Raw genomic sequence first — 20,512 nt, 5'->3', positions numbered from 1 at the left:
AGTGCTATTTACAGCGTTCGTCCCGCTTTCTGTTTCTCCCGATGAAAAATCGGGATTCACGCCAATCGGGGCTATAAATGGAAACACCTTGCTATTCACACCGGCCATGTACCACTACCTTTGTAAAATAAACCTTGGCGAAGTGGTTATGCGAAATGGAGCGCAGCACAATGCAGCATTTGAACGAAGCAAAGGACTGCACTTTCCGCAAAACCTGTTGGCTTTGCTTTTCAAAAAACAAATCTTCCTCTATAATGCAATGCCGTACTTAACATCGCACCGCCTGCCTCTACTAAATTTGTAGCGCACAAAAAAATAAGCTAGCTTTGAACTTGGATTGTTGGCCCTGCCAACTTTAAATAAACAAATTATGATTATTGAACCTAGAATGCGTGGTTTTATCTGTTTAACGGCTCACCCTGATGGTGCCGCTCAAAACGTGAAAAACCAAATTGAATATGTAAAATCTAAAGGTGCCATTGAAGGGCCTAAGAGAGTTTTGGTGATTGGTGCTTCAACTGGCTTTGGTTTGGCTTCGCGTATTACCGCAGCGTATGGCAATGGTGCTTCAACCATTGGCGTTTATTTTGAAAAAGAACCTAAGGAAGGAAAAACAGCTTCACCAGGTTGGTATAATACTGCTGCTTTTGAAAAACAAGCACAAGCTGATGGTTTATATGCCAAAAGCATTAACGGTGATGCTTTCTCTAATGAAGTAAAACAACAAACTATCGATTTAATTAAAGCCGACTTAGGTCAAATTGATTTGGTAATTTACAGTTTAGCATCTCCAGTAAGAACTAACCCGAAAACTGGCGTTACACACCGCTCTACCTTGAAACCAATTGGAGGTACTTTCTCTGATAAAACCGTTGATTTCCATACGGGCATTGTTTCTACTGTAAGTATAGAACCTGCTAACGAAGAGGAAATTGAAAATACCGTTGCTGTAATGGGTGGCGAAGACTGGGAAATGTGGATTGATGACATGAAAGCTGCTGGCGTGTTAGCCGAAGGCGCAGTAACCGTAGCTTACTCTTATATTGGCCCTGCGGTAACGGAGGCGGTTTACAGAAAAGGAACTATCGGTCGTGCTAAAGATCACTTAGAAGCTACTGCTTTTACCATTACTGATAAACTGGCCGACTTGAATGGCAAGGCTTACGTTTCTGTAAACAAGGCTTTGGTAACTCAGGCAAGTTCGGCTATTCCGGTTATTCCTTTATATATTTCTTTCTTGTATAAAACCATGAAGGAAAAAGGTTTACATGAAGGCTGTATTGAGCAAATCCAGCGTTTATTTGCGGAAAGATTATACACTAACAGCGATGTTCCCGTGGATGAAAAAGGACGTATTAGAATTGACGATTGGGAAATGCGTGACGATGTGCAGGCAGAAGTTGCTGAACTTTGGAAAACCGCTGATACTGAAACATTGCCACAAACTGGCGACTTAGCTGGTTATAAAAAAGATTTCTTGAACCTTTTCGGTTTTGACGTGGAAGGTGTTGATTACACCGCTGATGCAAATGAAATGGTAGAGATACCTGGTTTGCAGAAAGCAGAAGCATAGTATTTTTGCGCTTTGTCATTCTGAGCATAGCGAAGAATCTATTTAACCAGATTCCTCCTAACGTCGGAATGACAAAGCGCTTATTTCGTTATCGTCATGAAGCATAGAGAATAACCGACGTTTATTCTTCAATTGTTAGCCCCTCAAGGCACAAGTCTTCAAATCCATTAGCTAATTATCATCACATTAGCTAATCACCTATCCGCCACTTTATAAATCGGGTCATCCATATTCACTTCAATTACACCCGCTGCATTTCTAAGCAACAGTCTACTATCAGCACTGAGGTGCTTTAAGGTAACCAGTTTATCTAACTTCTTATAACGCTCTGTGATTTTGTGCACCGCATCAATGGCACTCATGTCGGCAATGCGGCTTTCTTTGAAGTTAATCACAATTTCCGCTGGATCATCCTGTACATCAAACTTTTCCAGGAAGGTGGTAGTTGAGCCAAAAAACAATGGCCCATAAATCTCGTAATGCTTTACGCCGTTCGCGTCAACAAACTTTTTTGCCCTAATACGGCGGGCACTTTCCCAAGCAAATACCAAAGCCGACAGAATTACACCAATAAGAACCGCTAAGGCTAAATTGTGCATAAAAACCGTCACTGCAGCAACAACCACCCCAATAAAAATATCGGCCTTTGGCATTTTATTAATGATACGAAAACTGCTCCACTCGAACGTGGTTACGGCAACCATCATCATTACACCTGTTAGTGCAGCCATTGGCAATTTTCCAATTACAGGAGCACCTACTAAAATAATCAACAAAATAGTTAGCGCACCAATAATTGCCGAAAGTCTTGCTCTTGCTCCCGCAGAAAGATTCACTAAGGTTTGGGCAATCATAGGGCAGCCACCCATCCCAAAAAAGAAGCCATTCAAAATATTGGCTGTTCCCTGCGCTACACTTTCTCGGTTGCCATCACCTTTATTGCCTACAATTTCATCCACTAAGTTTAGGGTCAACAAACCTTCTGTTAATCCCACCATAGCCATAATTAACCCGAAAGGAAATACAATTTTTAAAGTCTCGAAAGTAAAAGGCACTTCTGGAATATGAAACGGAGGAAAGCCTCCAGCTACAGAAGCAATATCACTTACTGTTTTGGTTTGTATCCCAAAAATTAAAACCACCGCAAATACCACCATAATAGCTACTAACGAAGCAGGTACTGCCTTAGTAATTTTAGGCCAAAGCCACACTACAAATATGGTTAATGCAGTTAATCCACCCATGGTATATAATGCCGAGCCACTTAGCCAATCGTTGCTACCTTGCACTTTAAATTGGTTGAGTTGCGATAGAAAAATGACTATTGCCAAGCCGTTAACAAACCCATACATTACTGATTGCGGCACCAGCCTGATGAACTTACCGAGCTTAAACAACCCAACCGCAATTTGGATAACTCCAGCTACCACCACCGCAGCAAATACATACTCCAGGCCATGTAGTTTCATCAGCGCAATTAGCGTAATTACGGTTGCACCAGCTCCGCCCGACACCAAGCCTGGCCTTCCGCCTAAAATAGCAGTAACTAAACCCATAATGAAAGCAGCGTACAATCCCATTAAAGGGGGGAAGCCTGCTAAAATTGCGAAGGACAGCGACTCGGGAATCATCGTCATGGCAACGGTTAAACCGGCTAGGATTTCGTTTTTATAATTGATGGGCTGCTTTAAATCAAAAAGGGGCATGTGAAATTAGTTATATCCGCAAAGGTACGTTATCTATACTTATGGTGCTAGCAATGTTGTTTTTACCCTCTCTACCCTTTGGGCATCTCTCCCAAGGGGAGAGAATAGCGAAATGCCTAAGCAATTTTACAATCTCTCTCCCCCTGGGAGAGATGGCGCAGCCATAGAGGGTTTATCCACAAAACAAAATCTGTGCATCTGTGGCTAAAGAGATAACCCATATTGGTGGCTTCCAATACTTCTAAATGATATGAATTACAATTACGAAAGGGGATTAAACTAACAAGGCTAAACAATTTATAAATAATATAATTCCAAACCCTCTCTGCCCTTCGGGCATCTCTCCCAAAGGGAGAGAGTAGCCCAGTGCCTTTGCAACTTTTACAATCTCTCTCCCCATGGGAGAGATGGTGCAGCCAGAGAGGGTTTATCCACAAAACAAAATCTGTGCATCTGTGGCTAAAAACAAAGTAGTACAGCGAAATGCCTATGCAACTTTATAATTTTCCTCCCCCCTGAAGAGATGGCGCAGCCGGCGAGGGTCTATCCACAAAACAAAATCTATGCATCTGTGGCTAAAAAGAACAACAATTCCTTATCTTTAAACCATGTCAAATATCCAGCTCATTATCGAAGAAAGACCAAGTGACATTGGAAATTTCTTAGTAGGCCGCCTACTTCCTTTCAGGGAAAAAAGATTGGTAGGCCCTTTTTGTTTCATTGACCACATGGGGCCAGTAACGCTTAATGAAAACGAAAATTTCGACATCCCTCCTCACCCGCATATAGGCTTATCTACACTTACATTTTTATTTGAAGGTGCAGTAATGCATCGCGACGGACTGGGTACAGAAGTAGAAATTAAACCCGGACAAGTAAATTGGATGACAGCCGGAAAAGGAATTGCCCACTCCGAACGTACGCCAGACTACTTAAGAGGAACCGTAAAAAACATGCATGGACTACAGATTTGGGTGGCACTGCCTAAACATCTGGAGCAAATGGAGCCAGAGTTTTTCCATGCCGATGGCAAAGATATCCCAGCTTGGGAACAAGACGATGTCAATTTCAAACTGATTGCCGGCGGCGCCTTTGGGAGAAAATCTCCAATACCCGTTTACAGCCCATTGTATTTCATCGAAATAAAAAATAAAGGACAAAAAACATTAACCATAGGCGAGGATTTATTTGGAGAAAGTGGCTTGTATATTTTAGAGGGAGGCATTGAAAATGATGGCAATACCTTTGGTCCAAAAAATTTCTTAGTGGCCAAAGACAGTAAACTTTGCGAATTTACCATGTTACCTAACAGTACGGTTTATATTTTTGGAGGCGAAGCTTTCCCCGAAGAACGTTTCATTTATTGGAACTTCGTAGCAAGCAGTCGCGAACTGATTGAAGAAGCAAAGCAAAAATGGCTGAACCAAGAATTTCCCCAAGTACCTGGCGAAACTGACTTCGTACCTTTACCGCCACAAAGTAAGAACGTAAAGTAGTACGTTTATGAGCGCTAAAGAAATTATAATAGCTAGCTTAATTCATCTGATAATTCCACTAATTGGATTGGCTTTTTATTTTAAAATTAATTTTCGAATGAAAGATGATAAAATTGAAAATGCTCCCATTATTTCTTTATTCTTCATCTTCGCAACTTACGGTTGCCTTTTATTAATTTTACTCACTAGCGTTTTTTGGCATTGGTCAGCAATGGCTTCGCTCGGCATGTTTTATTTGATACTTGGTGCGCCAATAATAATGGGTTTAATCGCTTTCCGCTACCAGAAGAAAAAAAGCACTTCTAAATACCACAATTGGACATTTATTTCTAGCGCATGCTATTTTATAATTGCTCCAATTACGTTTCTTCTCGTTTGCCTAAAAGAGCTTTCATTCTAAGCACAACTAATCATCTAAAAACAGAGTACTAGTTACTAGGCACGACAAAGTTTCTTCGTGTCTTTGTGCCTTTGTGGTTAATCACCCCCAAGTGATCGTGGTATCATTTTCCGTTGGGTGCCCAGTGCAAACCAACACCCTACCTCTGGCAATTTCATAATCGGTAAGCACTTCATTATAATCCATCCTTACGTTTCCCGAAATGCAAGTGGCCGCACAGGTGCTACATACACCGCCGCTACAGCTGTATGGAATTTTGATTTTATTTTCTAGCGCCACATCTAAAATTCGCTTAGGCCAAGGAACTTCCAAATGATGGGTTTCGCCCTGAAATATTAAGTTAACGCTATAGGTGTTTTTGTCAACCACTTTTTCAGTCGCATCATCCTCATCAATTTCATCCTCAGGCAACACAAAAGTTTCTCTTTTAACCTGATGGGGCAAATAACCTGCTCCCAATATGGAGATGCGGCAAACGTCCATATAATCCACCGGCCCGCAAGTATAAAATAGCGCATCTTCTTTAGCAAAAGACAAATGTTGGCGGATAAGCTCATGAACCAAGAAACCGTTCAATCTGGCACGCATCAAATTTTTTGAGTTACTAAAAAGGTTGATGAGTTCAAACCTATCGGGATAAATATGTTGCCATTCCCGCAGCTCCTGCAAAAAAAGTGTTTCTTCTGCCGAACGACTGCTATAAATGAGTACTATTTTTGAATGTTCTTCTCCTACCAGCGCTGTTTTTAAAATCGAAAAAAGTGGCGTAATTCCTACTCCTGCCGCAAACAAAAAAACAGTTCTTTGCTGATGTTTAGCTATATCGTAAAAGAAATTACCATTAGGCTCAGTTACTTCAACGATATCTCCAACCTTTAAGCTATGGTGTAAAAACCTAGAAATCTCACCATTTTCTACCAGCTTCACCGCTATGGAAAGTGGCTCATCAACTAAAGGCGAGCTATAGGCCGAGTAAGACCTTCTCAGCTCCTTTCCCTCCCGTTGAAACACCAGGGTTAAAAATTGGCCTGCTTTAAAAACTAGCTTATTTTCACTCAAAGGTTCTAAAACAACTGTAATCACTTCATTAACTTCCTGCTGAACCCGAGTAACCTTTAATTGCTGCATAGGTTCAAAAGTAGAAAGTCAAAAGTGAAAAGTCAAAAGTACAGCGCAGAAAATTGGAGATCAAATGCAGAACAACTCAACCTTACTTAGCTACGGGGCAAATGCTGAATAGAAAAGGCTGCCTCCATTAAGGAGACAGCCTTTAAATTGCTTATAAAAAAGCTATACCAATTTATATTTTATTCTACTGTAGTTCCGTTTTCCTCTACAGGTTTGTAAGCCAATAAGGCTTTTTGATTTTTGTAGCCATTACGCTTCGGATTTTCCAAAATCTCTTTCACTGAAATCAATTTGTAAACGTACAAACTTGTTTCTCTGTTCAATTTCATTTTAAAATAGTTATCCTGCCCTTGGCGATTGATCTGCTTCCGCATATGGCTATCACCAACATTATAGGCCGCTGCTACTAAAGTCCAGCTTTCAAAAGTATCGTAAAGATCCTTAAGATATTTTGCCGCTGCCACTGTAGACTTCTTAAGATTGTAGCGTTCGTCTACTTTCTTGTTTACTTTCAAGCCATACATCCGTGCGGTGCTTGGCATAAACTGCCAAAAACCTGCCGCTCCCTTAGGCGATACACCTGCTCTCAAACCTGATTCCACTAACGGAATATATTTGAAATCATTAGGTATACCATAGCTCGCCAAAATAGGCTCTACAATTGGAAACCATTCTGCTGCTTTTTTATGCAAACGATTTGTCTGCAAACTTCCATAAGAAAATGAAGCCAAAGTCTTCTTCATTTTTGTGTCTATCCGCTTATCGCCAATCGGCAATGATTCATCGGCAAACTCAAGTTGAGCTATTGTAAAAACCGGCTCTTCGGTGGTATCTGTACTATTGGTATAGTTATCTTTCTTAAGATTTTCTACTTTGGTTGGTAGCTTATAAGCAAACACTTTGGCCATCACCAGTAATCCAAAAATTACTGCCAATGGAATGAGGTGTTTCTTTAACATCTTCCTCCTTTTTTAGTTAACACTTAATACTTGGAGCGCAAAGATACAAATTATATATTTAATTATCAAGCACTTACAAAAATAAGAACGAAAAACGGCGTTTAAAGCATAAACAAGCAAGTTTTTAAAGCACTGATTTTTTGATAAATTCCGTATATTTCCAAATTGTTTATCCCAGTAAATTTGGTAACTTTGCAGCCGCATTATTTTATGCGGTTAAAAGCGTATCAATGACAAATAGTAACAAAGGGAAAAGTCGGGATGACAAGTCCAACACAGGTAAGCGTAGCGGAGAACAACGTGGTGGAGAACGTAGCGGAAGGAGAAGCTACTCAGAAGGCGACAAGCCAAAACGTTTTAATGAAGGAAACGGCGACCGCCGCTTCGATAACGACAAAAAAGATTTCAAATCAAACACTGGCAGACCTGCCAGAAATAATTTCAACGACAATCAGGGTTTCAAAAAGTCTTTCGACAAGAAAGATGATCGTCCTTGGGAAAAAAGAGAACGTACAGATCGCGGAGAACGTTCAGAAAGTAGAGAACGTACGGAGCGTAGTGGAAGATCAGAAAGAAGTAATTTTGACCGTAGAGATGGCGGAGAACGTACAGAGCGTGGCGGAAGGTCAGAAAGAAATAACTTTGACCGTAGAGAAAGCGGAGAGCGTACAGAGCGTGGAGAGCGCAATTTCAAAAAAGAAGATTCATTCGGAAATAAAAGAGGCTATACTAAAAGAGATGGCGCTGCTAAAGATGGTAACAGCAAATTTTCTGACAAAAAAGATAGCAGGTACGGCGATAACAGGCCGTTCAGAAAAAGAGAGGACGGCTTTAAGAGTAAGGATAAAGGCGAAAGAGTTACTCCTAACCTAAGATCAAGAAAAAATGCAAAGGAAGAAAATGATGACTTGATCCGCCTTAACCGTTACATCTCCAATGCCGGCGTATGCTCACGACGTAAGGCTGATGAACTGATCGAAGCTGGCGTAGTTAGTGTAAATGGCGTAGTTGTTACCGAAATGGGCCACAAAGTTGACCCTTACAAGGATGAGGTAAGATACAACGGCGAGCTTTTAAAAAGGGAAAGAAAAGTGTATGTTCTTTTAAACAAACCAAAAGACTACATTACCACTACCGATGACCCTCAAGAGCGCAAAACTGTGATGCACTTGGTAGAAAAAGCCAGCAAAGAAAGAATTTACCCTGTTGGTCGTTTAGATAGAAATACTACCGGATTGTTATTGATGACTAATGACGGTGAGCTTGCAGATCAACTGTCTCATCCACGCAATGGCATTACCAAAATTTATCAGGTTGAATTAAATAAAAACCTTATACAGGGTGACTTTAACAAAATACAATTTGGGTTAGAGCTCGAAGATGGTTTCATCAAACCCGACAATATCTCATACGTGGTTGGCGGGAGCAAAAACGAAATAGGCATTCAAATACATAGTGGCAAAAACAGAATTGTTCGACGTATTTTCGAACATTTAGGCTATGATGTTGTAAAACTTGATCGTGTAGTTTATGGAAATCTGACTAAGAAAGATTTACCTCGCGGCCGATGGAGATATTTGGACGAACACGAGTTGATTCAGATTAAGCATCTCATTAAATAAAATTCAAATGCGCAGCAATTACAGCTTGCGCATTTTTTATTTACCTTTATTGATCATTAAAACGGCTAATATGTTTAAGAGATTTTTTTTGTTTGCACTTTTGAGCGCTATCACGGTATTGGTTTATGCGCAAAAGCAAAAGCTAGTTGTTGGCACCTATACCAATAAAACTGGTAGCGAAGGTATTTACGTTTACGAATTTGACAGTAAAACGGCAGAGGCAAAGCAAATCAATGTAATCAAAAACGTATCCAACCCCAGCTACATTACGTTAAGCAAAGCCAGGGATTTTTTATATGCTGTTTACGAAGATGGCATCAATAGCGCCGCTAGTGCTTTCAAATTTGATCCTGCTACGGGGCAAGCAACATCATTAAATAAAGAAAGTACAAAAGGAGCCAATCCTTGCTTTATTTTAACCGACGGCAAAAACGTAATTACTGCGAACTACACAGGCGGCTCCATCAGTGTTTTTGGCATCAAGCCTGATGGTGCTTTAACTTCGCTCAAACAAAACATACAGCATACTGGAAGCGGCCCAGATAAGCGCCAGGCTAGCGCACATGTGCATCAAGTTCAGTTCACACCCGACAAAAAATACTTAGTAGCAACAGATTTAGGAGAAGATCGAATATACGTTTACAGTTACGATGCCACCGCTGAACAACCGCTTAAATTTAAAACTAGTATAAAAACAAATTCCGGTTCTGGCCCACGTCATTTAACCTTTAGCCCAAATGGAAAATTTGCTTACATGGCACATGAGTTCAACGGTAAAATAAGCGTCTTCAGTTATAGCAACGGCGTGTTCGCTTTACTTCAGGAAGTTGAAACCGTAGCAAAAGACTTCAATGGAAAAATTGACGCCGCCGATATCCATACCTCTGCAGACGGAAAGTTTTTATACGAAAGTAACCGCGGCGATGCCAATACCATTAATGTTTTTAGCATACAAAAAGATGGTAAGCTAACGTTTGTTGAAAGCGTGAGTACACTAGGCAAAGGACCAAGAAATTTCAATATTGATCCAAGTGGAAAATATTTGCTAGTAGGACATCAATACACCAATGATATTGTAATTTTCCATAGGAATACGGCAACCGGAAAACTTACCGACAGCGGAAAACGCATACAAGTAGGCTCGCCTGTTTGCTTAGTTTTTTCAAACTAGCTACCTGAACTTTTAGCAATTACTTCCTCATAATAAGCAATGTAACGGGGAAGTATTTTCTTTAAATCAAAGTCCTTAGCTCTGGTTAAGGCATTCTCTTTGAAATAATCTAAGGTCTTTTGATCGCTTAAAATAGTGATGGCTTTATTTGCCATATCATCAATATCACCCACATTACACATGTAACCGCAGAAATCGTCAACGTTAAGTTCAGGCAAGCCTCCGGCATTTGAAGAAATCACCGGCACCTTACAGGCCATTGCCTCCAAAGCTGCTAAGCCAAAACTCTCATTTTCCGAAGGGATAATAAATAGGTCAGACACCGATAGGATTTCCTCTACCGCATCCTGCTTACCTAAAAATCTAACGCTATCGCAAATATTCAATTCTCTGCACAAAGCTTCATTGGCAGAACGTTCAGGGCCATCCCCAACCATTAACAGTTTTGACGGAAGTCTACGCTGTACTTTTTCAAACATCCTAATCACGTCTTCCGTACGCTTCACCTTACGGAAATTAGAGGTGTGGATTAAGATACGTTCGTTATTTGGCGCAATGGCTTTCTTAAAATGATCTTTTGGCTGTAAACTAAATCTGTTGAAATCAATGAAATTAGGAATTACGTTAATTTCCTTAGTGATTTCGAAGTGCCCGTAAGTATCTTCCTTTAAATCCTCAGATACAGTAGTAATACCGTCACTTTGGTTAATAGAAAACGTAACTACGGGTTTGTAGGTGGCATCCTTACCTACTAAGGTAATATCTGTTCCGTGCAACGTAGTCACAAACGGAATATTGATGCCATACGTAGCTAGAATTTGTTTTGCCATAAATGCAGCAGAGGCATGAGGTATGGCATAATGCACGTGCAAAATATCCAACTGTTCAAAACGTACTACGTCCACAAGCTTGCTGGCCAAAGCAGATTCGTACGGTGCATAATCAAATAAGGGATAATCTCTTACCGAAACTTCATGATAAAAGAGGTTGGCGGAGAAAAAATCAAGACGAGCAGGCTGACTATATGTGATAAAATGTACCTGATGTCCTTCGTTAGCCAAAGCTTTGCCTAACTCGGTAGCTACTACTCCACTACCTCCAAAGGTAGGGTAACAAACTATTCCTATTTTCATTGATGTTGGTTGTGATGTAAATCTAAAGTAGAATTTACAAAGGCAAATGTAAAATATTACAGCTTGAAAGATTGTTATCTGTGGGTAATAAAATAGATAGACTAGGCTTTCATTTCATTTTGCAAAACCAAGTACATTTCATTTGGCCTTTGCGTGCCGATGTAGTACTCTAAACCGTCCCTATCGGTAAGCACAATGGCATCCCTACCTGATGAAAAAAAACGCACCGTACCATTCTTATGCAAATTGTAAACGGGGTTGTTAAAGAAAAATCTGCTGTAGGTAGTCTTTTTAATTTGCGTAATTTGATTTAAATCAATTACTACTTTTTTTGTAGTCCACAAGCCATCAATTATTACCTTTTTATTTTCGATAACCGTTTTATACTGAACCAGAAAAAGCAACACAATAGAAACCGCAATGATTCCAAAGCCTACCACCAAAAACAAATCAACGGTATTATCGCGATCTCGCTCATAAACATAAACAGCGAAGCAAAACGCAGCCATAATTAGCCTAATGGAGATACGAATATAATCTCTGCCGATGTATTGTTTTTCGATATAGGTGTATCTGCCGTCCATTTACAAATTTGATAATTCGAATATAGCAACTTTTTTTGTTGTTGCACTTAATTTATATCTTTCATCTTGCCTCATTCCAACTACCCAAACAATTTCGCCATTACCGTTAATCAATAATGGAGTCCTATCTTTTATGGGTAAAGGCACCTTTTCATCAACAAAAAAATCACTTAGTTTTTTGAAAGATTTCATGCCCAATGGCTTAAACTTGTCCCCATTTTGCCAATATCTAAATACTAACGGAAAAATTAACAAGTTGGCGTCAACATACGCAAAATTCTTTTCGGACTTAAAGTTCAAACGGTCCGTAAAGCTCAGCGAAATCAAATGTTCAGTACCAACTTCCAAGTGGCCTTCTCCGTGCAAATAAAGCAAAGGTTTCGCCGTTTCAACTGGCGATAAAATAAGCTCCAACCTGTCAACCGTTAAACGATGGCTTACGCTATAAAATGAAGTTCCGCTTGGCTTTTCTAGAGATGATAGAATTTCATCCACCACTGCTTCCGTAAAATGGAAAGGTTTTAGAAGCTCGTAAAAAAGCAACTTTTGTGGCGACAAACGTTTCACATCTTCAATACTAATGTGCAGTAACCCGTTCTCATCTCTACTTACATGGCTAGCAACCTGCTTCACAGCTTGCTGCAGCAACAGTTCTAATTCCTTAAACCTGGCGATATTTTTCTCGAACGTATGCTCCAAGTTGGGGTTGATATCCCGCAAATGCGGAACTACTTGCAAACGTATTTTATTACGAGCATACTTGCTAACTTCATTGGAACTATCCTCCACAAAGGGTAGCTGATTTTCATCTACCAGTTGATCAATTTGCACACGCGATAAAAAAAGCAATGGCCTGATCAAACGATCTCTTTTAGGTAAAATACCATGCATGCCACTTATACCAGTGCCACGTACCAAGTTCAGTAAAACAGTTTCTATCGCATCACTTTGATGGTGAGCCACGGCAATATAATTGTAACCGTTGGCCTTTCTCGTTTCTTCGAACCACTGATATCTTAGCTGACGAGCTGCCATTTGTATAGAAATTTTGTGTTCCTTCGCAAAACTCTCTGTATCAAAATGTACTACGTGAAAAGGAACTTCCAGCTCTTGAGCCAATAGCTTCACAAAGGCTTCATCACGGTGGGCTTCATCTGCCCTCAAATTAAAATTGCAGTGCGCTATACTAAAATTAAAACCTGCGAGTTTAAATAGCTGTGCCATCAAAACAGAGTCCTTCCCTCCGCTAACGCCCAACAATACATGATCGCTAACGCTAAAAAGATGCTGCTGGGTAATATAATCGGTAAACTGCTTTAGTGGTAACATTATTCAAAAGTAAGAAGTAAATTGGTTATTTGGTTATTTGGTTCATTAGTTCATTAGTTCATTTAGCAGCCGCATCCGTTTATTGATGATTGTTGCTTGGTTATTGGATATTGGTTATTAGTTATTTGGTTCATTGCTTGGGTAAACTGATAAAGCCAATTATAAACTGAATCTAAAATTGTAAATTTGTACTGTGCAAAAGTTACGCCTTTTATTCATATTGTTAATCTGCCCGTTTGTGTTACTTGCTCAAACCCGTACGCAAATTAAGTTGGAATCTGCTGAGAAAGCCGATATCGACGCAAAAAAATCAATATCCTATTTAAGAAAACCCGTTTTTAGCCACGAAGGCGCAATTTTGCGCTGTGATAGTGCAGTACTTTATGTGGACAGGAATTATTTTGAAGCTTTCAGAAATGTACACATCAATCAAGGCGACACGCTTAATATCTATTCTGACCTGTTAAATTACGACGGCAACGCCAAAAAGGCGCATTTGGAGAAAAACGTAAAGTTATTAGATAGGGAAAATACGCTAACTACCGATATCCTTGATTACGATATGGTGGCCAAAATTGGAAAGTACACTACAGGTGGTAAGTTGGTAAATAAAGATGCAACCATTACCAGCCAAGAAGGTTTCTATTTTTCGAACACCCGTGATGCTTATTTTAAGGTAAATGTACGCGTTGTTACCGCCGAAAAAACCACCATCAGTTCTGAAGAAACTTTACGATATAACACTGCAACCAATTGGACGTATTTCTACGGACCAACAAACATCAAAAATAAAGATGATAAGTTATATACGGAAGATGGCAGTTACAATACTAAGAGTGAAAATGCCATGTTTGGCAAGAAAAACTTATACACTAACGGTAGTCGCTCCTTAAAAGGCGATAGTTTATATTATTACGGAAAAACGGGTTACGGCAAGGCGGTTAAAAATATCGTTTTTAAAGACACCAAAGATCAAACTACCTTATGGGGACAGTTAGGTGAATATTACCGTAACGAAGAACGAATTGTAGTGACTCAAAAAGCCTATGTTGGTATCGGTACAAAAGATTCTATCACCGTAAACAATAAAAAATTACCTGATACGCTTTGGCTAGGTGCTGACACGCTAGAAAGCCAGCGCTCTTTAGTGAAAGATTTGAAATTACTCACCCGACCAGCAGTTAAAAAGGATAACGAAATTGGTGCAGAGGACGAAAAAGAAAAGGCGGAGAAAGAAAAAGAGAAAGCAGAAGCTAGAAAACTCCTTGCTCAATCAGCAGTTGAACCGAAAGACGATAAAAAAGCCAATGGTGCAGAGCGCAAACTCAACAAGAAAGTACAAAAGCAACTTGAGGAAGAATCCAAGAAAACCAATAAAGAGAACTCGCCGCCTCCTCCTCCAGATAGTTTGGCACTAAGTAAAATTAAACTGAGGCAGGATAGCTTGACGGCCGACAGTTTAATGAAGCTGAAGAAAATTGCTGAGCCTGTTAAAACCGAATCCGTAAAAAACGTGGCACCGCAAAAGTTAACTACTGGGGATAAAGCTAAATCTGCTACCTCAGCAAGCAACACGCCGTCAACAAAAAAAGCAGGCAACTTAGTTACATCAAAACTAACTACAGACAGTAGCACACTTACACCAGCGGATACCGTTAAGGCTAGGGTTATCAAAGCGTTTCACAATGTTAGGGTATATAAATCTAACATGCAGGCCAAAGCCGATTCTTTATACTATACTTCTGCTGATTCCACACTACGCTGGTACAATAATCCAATATTATGGTCTGATGGCACACAACAAACGGGTGACACCATCAACGTTTTCTTCAAAAACAGCAAAATCCACAATTTTCAGGTAATCAATAATGGTTTTATTGTAAATTTAGACGGCGACTCAACCAAATTCAATCAAGTTAAAGGTAAAATCATCACCGGATTTTTTGCAAACGGTGAACTGAGAAACATGTACGTGGATGGCAACTCGGAAAGCATTTACTACAGTAAAAACAACAAAGGCGAATACGATAATGTGAACCAAACCGTAAGCAGTAGACTAAGATTCAAATTCTTGGATAAAGAGCTTACCCACATTGTAACGGTAAGGGAAGTAGAAGGTGCGGTTGACCCTATAGATAAGCTCGGCAAAGAGCCACTTCTAACGGGCTTTATCTGGAAGCCTGAGTTACGCCCAGTAAGCAAGGCCGACATTATTAAAGGAGTAGCCGTAAAACCGAAGGCAACGGTACCGGCAAAAGGCAGCACAACAAAAAAAGGAAAAGTAGTCGCTACCAAAAGTAAAGTAGAAAGTAAGCCCCAAACTAAGGAAACCCCAAAACCAGAAAAAGCTCCAATGCCGCTTCCTGAATTTCCTAAGCTCACACCAAAACCTAGCGACAGTACGAAGCTAGATAGCTTGATCAAAAAGAATTAAAACAACAAAAGCTCCTGATTTGGAGCTTTTGTTGTAAAAAAGGTTATTGATTTACGATTAAAAATCGATGACTTACATTTTTTTCAAACCAATCTCTCTCAAACGCTCGTCTAAATACTCACCTGCCGTCATATCGCTGTACAGTTTTGGATGCGCTTCATCAATACAAGAAGTTAAACTTGTTAAATCCATATTGCTGCGTGGGTGCAAGAAAAACGGCACCGAAAAACGAGAAGTTTTCATCAGTTCACGAGGAGGATTAACCACCCTATGCGTTGTTGAGCGCAGCTTGTTATTAGTTAAACGCTGTAACATATCTCCTACATTTACCACAATATCAGTATGGTGTGCTTTAATTGGCAACCACTCATTGCTACGCGTTAGCACTTCTAAACCATCAGCACTAGCGCCAATTAATAAAGTAATCAAATTGATATCCTCATGCGCTCCTGCACGTACCGCATCAGGCGAAATCGAATCCGGATCTTCAATAGGAAAATAATGTATCCCCCTCAATATCGAGTTACCATTATGGACATGTTGATCAAAATAATCAATTGGCAAACCCAAATAAGTCGCAATTGCCCTTAATAAATGCTTGCCATTCTCTTCCAGTTTCCTGTAAATTTCCCTAGTTACGGTATTAAACTCCGGAATTTCCTCTACTACCTCATTTGCTGGATACTCATTTTTAATAGGATCTCCATCCTCCACCGTTTGGCCAATTTGCCAAAACTCTTTTAAATCAGCAGTTTTAGCGCCTTTAGCTGTCTCTTTGCCCGCACTGGTGTAGCCACGTTGTCCCGCCAATTCAGGCTTTTCGTATTTACGCTTAGTTTCAACCGGCAACGCAAATAGCTCCTTAATATTTTTGTATAATTGATCAATTAATTCCTGACTAACGCCATGGTTGGTAATCGTTACGAAACCCGAATCATTGAAGGCTTTCCCTAATTCATCCGAAAATTTCTTGCGTTGTTCTTCCGTTCCGTTTACATAGGTGCTTAAATCTAAACACGGGATATAAGGTGTTGACATATGATTTGTTTTAATGTTCAAGTTAAATTTAGAAAAGTTATGTTAACAAACCTTATTTTCCATCAAAAAATCAATACAAAAAACTCAAATACAACAATTTAAGTTATTAACAACAAGCCGTTTTAGCACAAATACGTGTATAAAATCATAATAATTTGGAGCGCAATTTCTAGTTATTATCGGTTCCGCAAGTCCCGCTTTCTGTTTCTCCCGATGAAAAATCGGGATCCACTACAATCGCGGCTAAATAACAAAAGACAGTAAGGCGGTAATTTAAGGGGGCTACTATCACTTAAGTGCAATTGCTATTATCATTGTCGGGCTTAAAACGAAACTGCACTAATTGACATAGGTTACAAAAGTTTCAATATTAAGCTGCTTGTCATTTTTATACCGCTAAAGAACTTTTGCGTTACGTTTTGCGTATATTTATTAAACTTTGTTAAAGGCATGTTTTAGTAAATATTTTCAAGTCGGAGATGTTTTTTTGAAAATGCCAACCACAAATAAGAATTTAAAAAACACATAAAATGAAAAGGATAATTATGACATCTTTAGTTCTCTTCTCCATAATTGGTGCCGATGCGCAAAAACCAAAACTAGAAAAAGCAACATTTGGAATGGGTTGCTTTTGGTGCTCCGAAGCAGTTTTTCAACGTTTAAATGGTGTAAGTAACGTACGTTCGGGCTACGAAGGCGGTAATGTGCCAAATCCAACCTACGAAGAGGTTTGCACAGGAACTACCAACCACGCCGAAGTAATTGAACTGCAATACGATCCATCTAAAATTAGCTACGATGAACTTTTGGAAGTATTTTGGAAATTACACGACCCAACTACCTTGAACCGCCAAGGTGCCGATGTTGGCACACAATATAGATCTGTAATTTTTTATCATAATGAGCAGCAAAAGGCAACGGCAGAGAAATACAAAGCCTTATTAAATAAAGAAAATGCCTTCGGTAAACCTGTAGTAACGACCTTAGAAAAAGCGCAACCATTTTACGTTGCTGAAAACTACCATCAGGATTACTATATCAAAAACGGACAAGCACCTTATTGCAGAGCGGTAATTTTACCAAAAATGGACAAGTTGGAAAAGCTGTTCAAAGCAAAAATCAAATAACATTCTTAAGATTTCACCTAAACAAAAAGCTCATGTTAGTTCAACATGAGCTTTTTGTTTAAAAGTTGGCTTACGCAATTTAGAATCCAATCTTAAGACCAACATTCATCCCTAAGCCTCCAATATTAATGTACGATCGCAAGTCATCACCTCTTTGATTTGGATCATAATTGGTATTGCCTGGCGTATTCGAGTTCTGATCAATCCTTTTATGATAATCGGTATAGCGCTGTGCAGTTGGTAAGTCATTGATGGTAATTGGCACCCTTGTACCCAACAAAGTAGTTCCCGTCCCTTCGAATTTACGCACCTCTTTCTCTTTACTACTTACCGAAACATTGCGATATTCTATTTCACTAAAGAAACTAATTTTATTTCCGATAGGAACGCTAAAACCTGCAGCACCTAAAAACCCGATGGTAGGTCTTGGTTCTATTCTTTCTTCCCTAGTTAATTCTACCGCCCTTAGCGCTGGATTTATTTGACTGGCCACAGCACCCGTTTGATCGTTAATGTCTGTACTAATTTCTAAAAATCCATAAACTGGCAATACTGCTCCCATTTTTAAGTAAGGTCTAAAATTTTTGGAAGTAGGCACGTGAAATACCAAGGTTGGTGTTAAGTCGAGTGCTTTCACTTGACCTCTTGAATGTATAGACAGTAATTGACTTCCATTGAACTGGTTATATCCAGTTTGGCGGGCCATGGTTTGCTTTTCACTTTCAAAATAGTTCACGCCCATCTCAAATGCTACTACCGAATTAAATCTAAATCCTCCTGTCAATCCTGCCCTCCAGCCTTGCCCAAAAGAGCCCGTAATTGCTTCTTCTGATATTAAGGTTTGCGCACCGGTTAACGGGTTGATATTAAAAACCCTGTCTCTAGGCTCTAGCTCGCCGACGTTAGGAAACTCCACCGGAGTAACTTTGATAAAATAACTTCCTGTAGGTTTTAAATAAAAGCCCCTACCGTCTTGCGCCAATACATTTACTGACGCAGCAACCATAACCACGGCTGATAATAATAACTTCTTCATCGCTCAAAAAAATTTAACGTTCAACACTAAATGCATTCAACTATGCATGCATAATAAAAACCGTGTCAAAGCAAAAATTGTTTCTGCTATTATTTAAGTTTTTGTTGAAATTTTGAGCATTTATTGGTTATTGTACTAAAACTCAAACCTAAAGTTAGTTTAAATGACCTGCAGATACTTCTATCATAATCAGGTAAAAAACCAAAAATACTCTTTTAGCTAACAGTGTTAACTTTTACTTTTGCTAACAGTGTTAACCAATAAAATGGAAATTAAAAAAAGTAGGCAAAAACAAAAGGAACTCACCAAAAATGCGATCCTAGAAGCTACCGAACAAATTGTGCTTTTGGAAGGATGGCAAGCGGTTTCTATTAGAAAAATTGCTGAAGCCATTGGCTATAGTTTACCAGTAGTTTATAATCATTTTGATAGTAAGGATGCCATACAGGAAGAATTTGTAAAACATGGTTTTAATTTGTTAGCAAATGCAATGCAGCAAACCAAAGAAAAATATAGCGAAGCCGAGATGCGGTTGACGCAAATGGCTTTGGCTTACTTTGAGTTTGCTTTTAAAAATGCAGCCTACTATAAAATGATGTTTGGCTTAGGTATACCTAGCTGTCAAAAAGTACAGGAAATTGCAGAAATTGGCAACTTTAGCAGCATCGTTATCGAGAGCATTAGCAACCTAATGGCTGAAATTGACGAGCAGCGCAAGTTCCTGAAATTCCACACGTTTTGGTCTATTTTACACGGACTTACCTCCATTAGTATGGTTAACATCACCGCAGCCCCAAATGAAATGCAGCAGCAAATTCTCTTGGATGCAATACAAGGATTTATAAAAAACATCAATCGTTAAAAATCATGAGCTTAATTGAAGCATTAAACTGGCGTTACGCCACAAAAAAAATGAACGGACAAGCCGTTCCACAAGAAAAAGTAGATCAAATTTTAGAGGCAGCACGTTTAGCGCCGTCTTCATCAGGATTACAACCTTTTAAAGTAGTGGTAATTACTGACCCAGAATTGAAACAGCAATTATTACCGCACAGCTTCAACCAATCGCAAATTGTAGATGCTTCGCATGTACTTGTTTTTGCAGCTTGGGACAACTACACCGAAGAGCGCATTGACGAAGTATTTAACCGCACCAATGCAGAGCGTGGTGTACCTGCTGATGCTAACGCAGATTACGTTGCTCGCTTAAAAAGCATGTACTTAACCCGCGATGCGCATATCAACTTTGAGCACGCCGCTCGTCAAGCTTACATTTCCTTTGGTTTGGCTATCGCCGAAGCTGCACTATTAAAAGTTGATGCAACACCGATGGAGGGCTTCGACAGTGCAAAATACGATGAAATTTTGAAGCTGAATGAACAAGGCCTAAAAAGCGTTACTATATTGCCACTTGGCTATCGCGATGAAGCAAACGACTGGTTAGTAAACTTGAAAAAAGTACGCCAACCTGAAGATAGCTTCTTTATCAAGAAATAATTTCATTGCCGTCGGCTTGGGCTGACGGCAATAAATCCTAAGCTGCATACGCCAGTTCTAGTGATGATCCTCCGCAGCCAGGAAAATCTCTCACACATCAAGGGTTTAGCCAAACTATAACCAGCCCTTACAAAATTCATATTGTAAAATTTTGTTAAACTTTGGCTACATATTCCCGCCGTTGAGCAATAAACCATATATTTAGCATTTCACCCGTCGTTGCGAAAGGAAGTAGCTCAAATTCGAGAAGCTTCACTGCAATAATGAATTTGTATAACA

General features: G+C 39.6%; 17 protein-coding genes. 9 read left to right on the top strand and 8 right to left on the bottom strand.

Translation table 11 applies throughout. From position 1 onward, the window contains the following. Positions 1-370 precede the first annotated feature (370 nt). The gene (gene fabV / locus ACY2A0_RS11425) at positions 371-1,573 is read left to right on the top strand and encodes an enoyl-ACP reductase FabV (protein ID WP_461789584.1); all 1,203 of its coding nucleotides are present in this window, start codon (positions 371-373) and stop codon (positions 1,571-1,573) included. A 194-nt stretch (positions 1,574-1,767) separates the two neighbouring features. Here fabV and ACY2A0_RS11420 read toward each other — a convergent pair whose 3' ends face one another. After that, positions 1,768-3,279, bottom strand: coding sequence for a SulP family inorganic anion transporter (locus ACY2A0_RS11420; protein WP_461789583.1), 1,512 nt, complete (start codon positions 3,277-3,279; stop codon positions 1,768-1,770). Between the two features lie 608 nt (positions 3,280-3,887). Here ACY2A0_RS11420 and ACY2A0_RS11415 point away from each other — a divergent pair. Both ACY2A0_RS11415 and ACY2A0_RS11410 read left to right on the top strand, forming a co-directional pair. Further along, positions 3,888-4,775 carry a pirin family protein gene (locus ACY2A0_RS11415; protein ID WP_461791516.1) on the top strand — a complete coding sequence of 296 codons (888 nt, stop codon included), beginning with the start codon at positions 3,888-3,890 and terminating at the stop codon, positions 4,773-4,775. Between the two features lie 97 nt (positions 4,776-4,872). Beyond that, positions 4,873-5,175, top strand: coding sequence for a hypothetical protein (locus tag ACY2A0_RS11410; RefSeq protein WP_461789581.1), 303 nt, complete (start codon positions 4,873-4,875; stop codon positions 5,173-5,175). Positions 5,176-5,256: 81 nt separating this feature from the next. Here the strand turns inward: ACY2A0_RS11410 and ACY2A0_RS11405 are convergent, their stop codons facing one another. Then, positions 5,257-6,303, bottom strand: coding sequence for a 2Fe-2S iron-sulfur cluster-binding protein (locus tag ACY2A0_RS11405; protein ID WP_461789580.1), 1,047 nt, complete (start codon positions 6,301-6,303; stop codon positions 5,257-5,259). A gap of 179 nt (positions 6,304-6,482) precedes the next feature. Then, positions 6,483-7,262, bottom strand: a complete 780-nt coding sequence (locus ACY2A0_RS11400) for a lytic transglycosylase domain-containing protein (RefSeq protein ID WP_461789579.1) — start codon at positions 7,260-7,262, stop codon at positions 6,483-6,485. A gap of 230 nt (positions 7,263-7,492) precedes the next feature. On the opposite strand from ACY2A0_RS11400, the gene ACY2A0_RS11395 reads away from it, so the two are divergent. Together ACY2A0_RS11395 and ACY2A0_RS11390 are read left to right on the top strand one after the other, a co-directional pair. After that, on the top strand, positions 7,493-8,884 hold the full coding sequence (locus ACY2A0_RS11395) for a pseudouridine synthase (protein WP_461789578.1): 1,392 nt from the start codon (positions 7,493-7,495) through the stop codon (positions 8,882-8,884). 70 nt (positions 8,885-8,954) lie between these two features. Further along, complete coding sequence (locus tag ACY2A0_RS11390) at positions 8,955-10,055, top strand: lactonase family protein (RefSeq protein WP_461789577.1); 1,101 nt, start codon at positions 8,955-8,957, stop codon at positions 10,053-10,055. Here the strand turns inward: ACY2A0_RS11390 and bshA are convergent. The 3 genes from bshA to tilS form a co-directional block, all read right to left on the bottom strand. Beyond that, positions 10,052-11,188, bottom strand: coding sequence for an N-acetyl-alpha-D-glucosaminyl L-malate synthase BshA (gene bshA / locus ACY2A0_RS11385; protein WP_461789576.1), 1,137 nt, complete (start codon positions 11,186-11,188; stop codon positions 10,052-10,054). The two genes, ACY2A0_RS11390 and bshA, sit on opposite strands and share 4 nt — an antisense overlap. Before the next feature lie 101 nt (positions 11,189-11,289). After that, a complete protein-coding gene (locus ACY2A0_RS11380; protein WP_461789575.1) occupies positions 11,290-11,772 on the bottom strand; it encodes a hypothetical protein in 483 nt (160 codons plus the stop codon). Beyond that, positions 11,773-13,101, bottom strand: a complete 1,329-nt coding sequence (gene tilS, locus ACY2A0_RS11375; RefSeq protein WP_461789574.1) for a tRNA lysidine(34) synthetase TilS — start codon at positions 13,099-13,101, stop codon at positions 11,773-11,775. It lies immediately after the preceding gene. Positions 13,102-13,339: 238 nt separating this feature from the next. On the opposite strand from tilS, the gene ACY2A0_RS11370 reads away from it, so the two are divergent. Beyond that, positions 13,340-15,535 (top strand): OstA-like protein, encoded by a 2,196-nt coding sequence (locus ACY2A0_RS11370; protein ID WP_461791515.1) that lies wholly within the window; start codon positions 13,340-13,342, stop codon positions 15,533-15,535. Between the two features lie 72 nt (positions 15,536-15,607). Here ACY2A0_RS11370 and ACY2A0_RS11365 read toward each other — a convergent pair whose 3' ends face one another. Beyond that, on the bottom strand, positions 15,608-16,573 hold the full coding sequence (locus ACY2A0_RS11365) for an isopenicillin N synthase family dioxygenase (protein ID WP_113637353.1): 966 nt from the start codon (positions 16,571-16,573) through the stop codon (positions 15,608-15,610). A 530-nt stretch (positions 16,574-17,103) separates the two neighbouring features. Between ACY2A0_RS11365 and msrA the strand changes: the two genes are divergently transcribed. Then, the gene (gene msrA / locus ACY2A0_RS11360) at positions 17,104-17,700 is read left to right on the top strand and encodes a peptide-methionine (S)-S-oxide reductase MsrA (protein WP_461789572.1); all 597 of its coding nucleotides are present in this window, start codon (positions 17,104-17,106) and stop codon (positions 17,698-17,700) included. A gap of 79 nt (positions 17,701-17,779) precedes the next feature. Here the strand turns inward: msrA and ACY2A0_RS11355 are convergent, their stop codons facing one another. Then, positions 17,780-18,736 (bottom strand): outer membrane beta-barrel protein, encoded by a 957-nt coding sequence (locus tag ACY2A0_RS11355; RefSeq protein ID WP_461789571.1) that lies wholly within the window; start codon positions 18,734-18,736, stop codon positions 17,780-17,782. Between the two features lie 265 nt (positions 18,737-19,001). Between ACY2A0_RS11355 and ACY2A0_RS11350 the strand changes: the two genes are divergently transcribed. Both ACY2A0_RS11350 and ACY2A0_RS11345 read left to right on the top strand, forming a co-directional pair. Further along, on the top strand, positions 19,002-19,598 hold the full coding sequence (locus ACY2A0_RS11350; protein ID WP_461789570.1) for a TetR/AcrR family transcriptional regulator: 597 nt from the start codon (positions 19,002-19,004) through the stop codon (positions 19,596-19,598). A 5-nt stretch (positions 19,599-19,603) separates the two neighbouring features. Then, positions 19,604-20,233 (top strand): NAD(P)H-dependent oxidoreductase, encoded by a 630-nt coding sequence (locus ACY2A0_RS11345; protein WP_461789569.1) that lies wholly within the window; start codon positions 19,604-19,606, stop codon positions 20,231-20,233. Positions 20,234-20,512 lie beyond the last annotated feature (279 nt).

The organism is Pedobacter sp. (genome assembly GCF_965249885.1).
Classification (GTDB): domain Bacteria; phylum Bacteroidota; class Bacteroidia; order Sphingobacteriales; family Sphingobacteriaceae; genus Pedobacter.
This window is presented reverse-complemented; position numbering and strand designations above follow the sequence as displayed.